Source organism: Chelativorans petroleitrophicus, from assembly GCF_025398195.1.
GTDB lineage: Bacteria > Pseudomonadota > Alphaproteobacteria > Rhizobiales > Rhizobiaceae > Chelativorans > Chelativorans petroleitrophicus.
This window is the reverse complement of record NZ_JAODNV010000002.1, coordinates 1-3,745: the sequence shown is the minus strand read 5'-3', so window position 1 is coordinate 3,745 and position 3,745 is coordinate 1. Positions and strand designations below refer to the sequence as shown.

Sequence of the window (3,745 nt, the reverse complement as noted above, 5' to 3'; positions counted from 1 at the left end):
GGTTCCCCCGCACACGCGGGGATAGTCCCGTTCTTCTCGGTGGCGCCCGCCGCTTGGAATGGGTTCCCCCGCACACGCGGGGATAGTCCCCATGTCCTCGAATTTGCGTATAAACGCGTCGGGGTTCCCCCGCACACGCGGGGATAGTCCCCTGAATGAGAATGAAGAGAAGATTTTCAGCGGGTTCCCCCGCACACGCGGGGATAGTCCCCGCACCTTTGACTATCAGGCTATCGGATACGGGGTTCCCCCGCACACGCGGGGATAGTCCCGCCGCGCTGGCAAATGGCGTTTGCGCCTTTCCGGTTCCCCCGCACACGCGGGGATAGTCCCTCTTCAGGCGTATACCTCATAAGTGAGTCCTCGGTTCCCCCGCACACGCGGGGATAGTCCCTGAAAAGGGTCAATAAATGTCAAAAAATAGCAGGTTCCCCCGCACACGCGGGGATAGTCCCCCGGAATTGTCGGCTTTCATAGCCAACCATGTGGTTCCCCCGCACACGCGGGGATAGTCCCCATATCGCAAGCCTCGTCGACGGTTTCGGCATGGTTCCCCCGCACACGCGGGGATAGTCCCGCGGCAATCTCGGCGCGTAGCTCATCGGCGGTGGTTCCCCCGCACACGCGGGGATAGTCCCCGCCACGATTGCCAGCGCCGGGACAGCAAGCGGGTTCCCCCGCACACGCGGGGATAGTCCGTAATGGTGGGGCTATGCCCAAAGTGGGCTGGCGGTTCCCCCGCACACGCGGGGATAGTCCCCGTTGCCATTACGTCATTAGCGGTTGCCTCGCGGTTCCCCCGCACACGCGGGGATAGTCCGCGATGTCCTGTTGGTACGGAAGCAGCGCCATGGGTTCCCCCGCACACGCGGGGATAGTCCCTCCACCCAAACTCTCGGGTGCACTGGGCCGCGGGTTCCCCCGCACACGCGGGGATAGTCCCTTCGATAGAAGGAAAGCCAGCGCCCGAGCGCGGGTTCCCCCGCACACGCGGGGATAGTCCCGTGAGCTAGCGGCAGCCCGCCGCCAGATCGAGGGTTCCCCCGCACACGCGGGGATAGTCCCAAGCTCCATGCCGATGCGCATCTGGTCGGCTGGGTTCCCCCGCACACGCGGGGATAGTCCCGCCAGCTTGTTCCGCTCCGCTTCCTCGTCGGAGGTTCCCCCGCACACGCGGGGATAGTCCCGCGACCTCACCACCCCTGATGTGGTGTTTGCCGGTTCCCCCGCACACGCGGGGATAGTCCCCGCTGGCGCGGACGTGCAGCGGGACCGCATCGGGTTCCCCCGCACACGCGGGGATAGTCCCTAAGCAATCGAGCGCGCGACGTGACGCCAGACGGTTCCCCCGCACACGCGGGGATAGTCCCTTGTGAACAGCCGCATGCACCGGGTCGATCTCGGTTCCCCCGCACACGCGGGGATAGTCCCGTGTCGGCCGATCCCGGCGCGATAGGCTCGCGGGTTCCCCCGCACACGCGGGGATAGTCCCATAACGAAGGCCGAGCACGACGCAGCCGTTGCGGTTCCCCCGCACACGCGGGGATAGTCCCCTGACGCGCGAGGAAATACGGCTAGAATGCGCGGTTCCCCCGCACACGCGGGGATAGTCCCAGCAAAGCAGCGCTTGATCGACGCCGCTGAGAGGTTCCCCCGCACACGCGGGGATAGTCCCATCACATCACACGCCGCCACCACCTCCCGCGCGGTTCCCCCGCACACGCGGGGATAGTCCTCCGACGCGGTGCTGCTCAGTCATGACGATGTCGGTTCCCCCGCACACGCGGGGATAGTCCCTCGGGGCGGATAGCTGGGACCTGGCCGGGGTGGGTTCCCCCGCACACGCGGGGATAGTCCCACCCTGGACATCGTGCCTTTCGTGTTTATCAAGGTTCCCCCGCACACGCGGGGATAGTCCCATGGTCGTCTAGGCCCGCAAGGCGGAGGTATCGGTTCCCCCGCACACGCGGGGATAGTCCCGACGGCAATCGTCCCGCCGACCTTCTTCGCCGGGTTCCCCCGCACACGCGGGGATAGTCCCGTCTCGGGCGCTGTTTTCAAGTCCGAGACCTAGGTTCCCCCGCACACGCGGGGATAGTCCCGTGGTGATTTCCTCAAATGTGACGCTCGGAGCGGTTCCCCCGCACACGCGGGGATAGTCCCAAGCCCGCCAAGCCCGTCAAGCCTCTTGCGGAGGTTCCCCCGCACACGCGGGGATAGTCCCGCGTAAGCCTTGCCGAGCCATTGGCGGATACCGGTTCCCCCGCACACGCGGGGATAGTCCCTTCCGGAATGCCTCCTCGGCGCTCATCGTGCCGGTTCCCCCGCACACGCGGGGATAGTCCCGGCTCCCTGCTGGCGCTGGTCGATGCCATGGCGGTTCCCCCGCACACGCGGGGATAGTCCACCGTGAGGGAGAGCCCCACATCGTCATGGTCCGGTTCCCCCGCACACGCGGGGATAGTCCCCTACTGATTTCCCTAGAAAAAACGTGTACTCCGGTTCCCCCGCACACGCGGGGATAGTCCCCCGGCTAAGTCCTCGAAATGACGTATGAGGGCGGTTCCCCCGCACACGCGGGGATAGTCCCAAGTTCTTCTCGCAGGTGATGTTCTTGCTCAAGGTTCCCCGCACACGCGGGGATAGTCCCACTTGAAGGATCGTTCACGTCGAAGCGTCTGGGGTTCCCCCGCACACGCGGGGATAGTCCCCAATCGCGCGCGGCCGCGCGGGCCTCCCGCGCGGTTCCCCCGCACACGCGGGGATAGTCCCACAAACCAGGCGTGCTGCTGCGGTGGCTGGCCGGTTCCCCCGCACACGCGGGGATAGTCCCTGCTCAAGCAAGTGATGCTGTTTCCACACGCAGGTTCCCCCGCACACGCAGGATATCTCACGGCCTCAAGGCGGCAGCCCGCTTCAGATCAGCGCCACGCCCTCATCGCGCATCCGCTGCGTCATCGTCTCCATCGATCCCGCGAGATCGATGCCGCGGCAGGCCTGCAGGATCACGGATGCCTCGAAGCCCTGGCGGCGCGCGTCGATCGCCGAATAGGCCACGCAGAAATCCGTGGCGAGACCGGCGAAGGTGACCTTCGTGAAACCGCGCTCGCGCAGATAGCCGGCAAGGCCCGTGGGCGTCTGGTGGTCGTTCTCGAAAAACGCGGAATAGCTGTCGATCGCCTTGCGGAACCCTTTGCGGATGACAAGCTCCGCCTTCGTCCATTCGAGCTGCGGGTGAAACTCCGCCCCGGGCGTGCCCTGCACGCAATGATCGGGCCACAATGTCTGTTCACCGTAGGGCATCTCGACCGTCTCGAAAGGCAATTTTCCAGGATGCGAGGAGGCAAAGCTCGAATGGCCTGCAGGATGCCAGTCCTGGGTCAGGATCACGTGATCGAACCGCTTAATCAACCCGTTGATGAGGGGCACCACCTCGTCACCCCTCTCCACCGCCAGCGCACCACCCGGACAAAAGTCGTTCTGGACGTCGATGACGATGAGCGCTCCTTCCATCATCTCAGTTCTCCAGTTTCACGTCCTGTGGAGCTTGACGCGAACGGCCCGGCCTGACAAGCGCGCTTCGGCGCGGGGCGAAAGAAAAGAAGAGGCGGGGGGGGGGACCCCCCCCCCCCCCCAAAAAAAACACCAAAAAAAAAAAAAAAAAAAAAAAAAAAAAAAAGGGAAAAAAAAAAAAAAAAAAAAAAAAAAAAAAACAAAACAAAAAAAAAAAAAACAAAAAAAAACA

General features: G+C 63.9%; 2 protein-coding genes and 1 CRISPR repeat array. Of the genes, one reads left to right on the top strand and one right to left on the bottom strand.

The genetic code is table 11. The annotated features are described in order from the left end of the window. Window positions 1-2,833: direct repeats of the CRISPR family, unit length 29 nt; unit sequence GGTTCCCCCGCACACGCGGGGATAGTCCC. A gap of 83 nt (window positions 2,834-2,916) precedes the next feature. Continuing rightward, window positions 2,917-3,516 (bottom strand): bifunctional nicotinamidase/pyrazinamidase, encoded by a 600-nt coding sequence (pncA, locus tag NYR54_RS00875; protein WP_261513488.1) that lies wholly within the window; start codon window positions 3,514-3,516, stop codon window positions 2,917-2,919. On the opposite strand from pncA, the gene NYR54_RS00870 reads away from it, so the two are divergent. Continuing rightward, window positions 3,497-3,745, top strand: a 249-nt coding sequence (locus tag NYR54_RS00870; protein WP_261513486.1) for a hypothetical protein, incomplete at its 3' end; no start/stop codon positions are given. The two genes, pncA and NYR54_RS00870, sit on opposite strands and share 20 nt — an antisense overlap.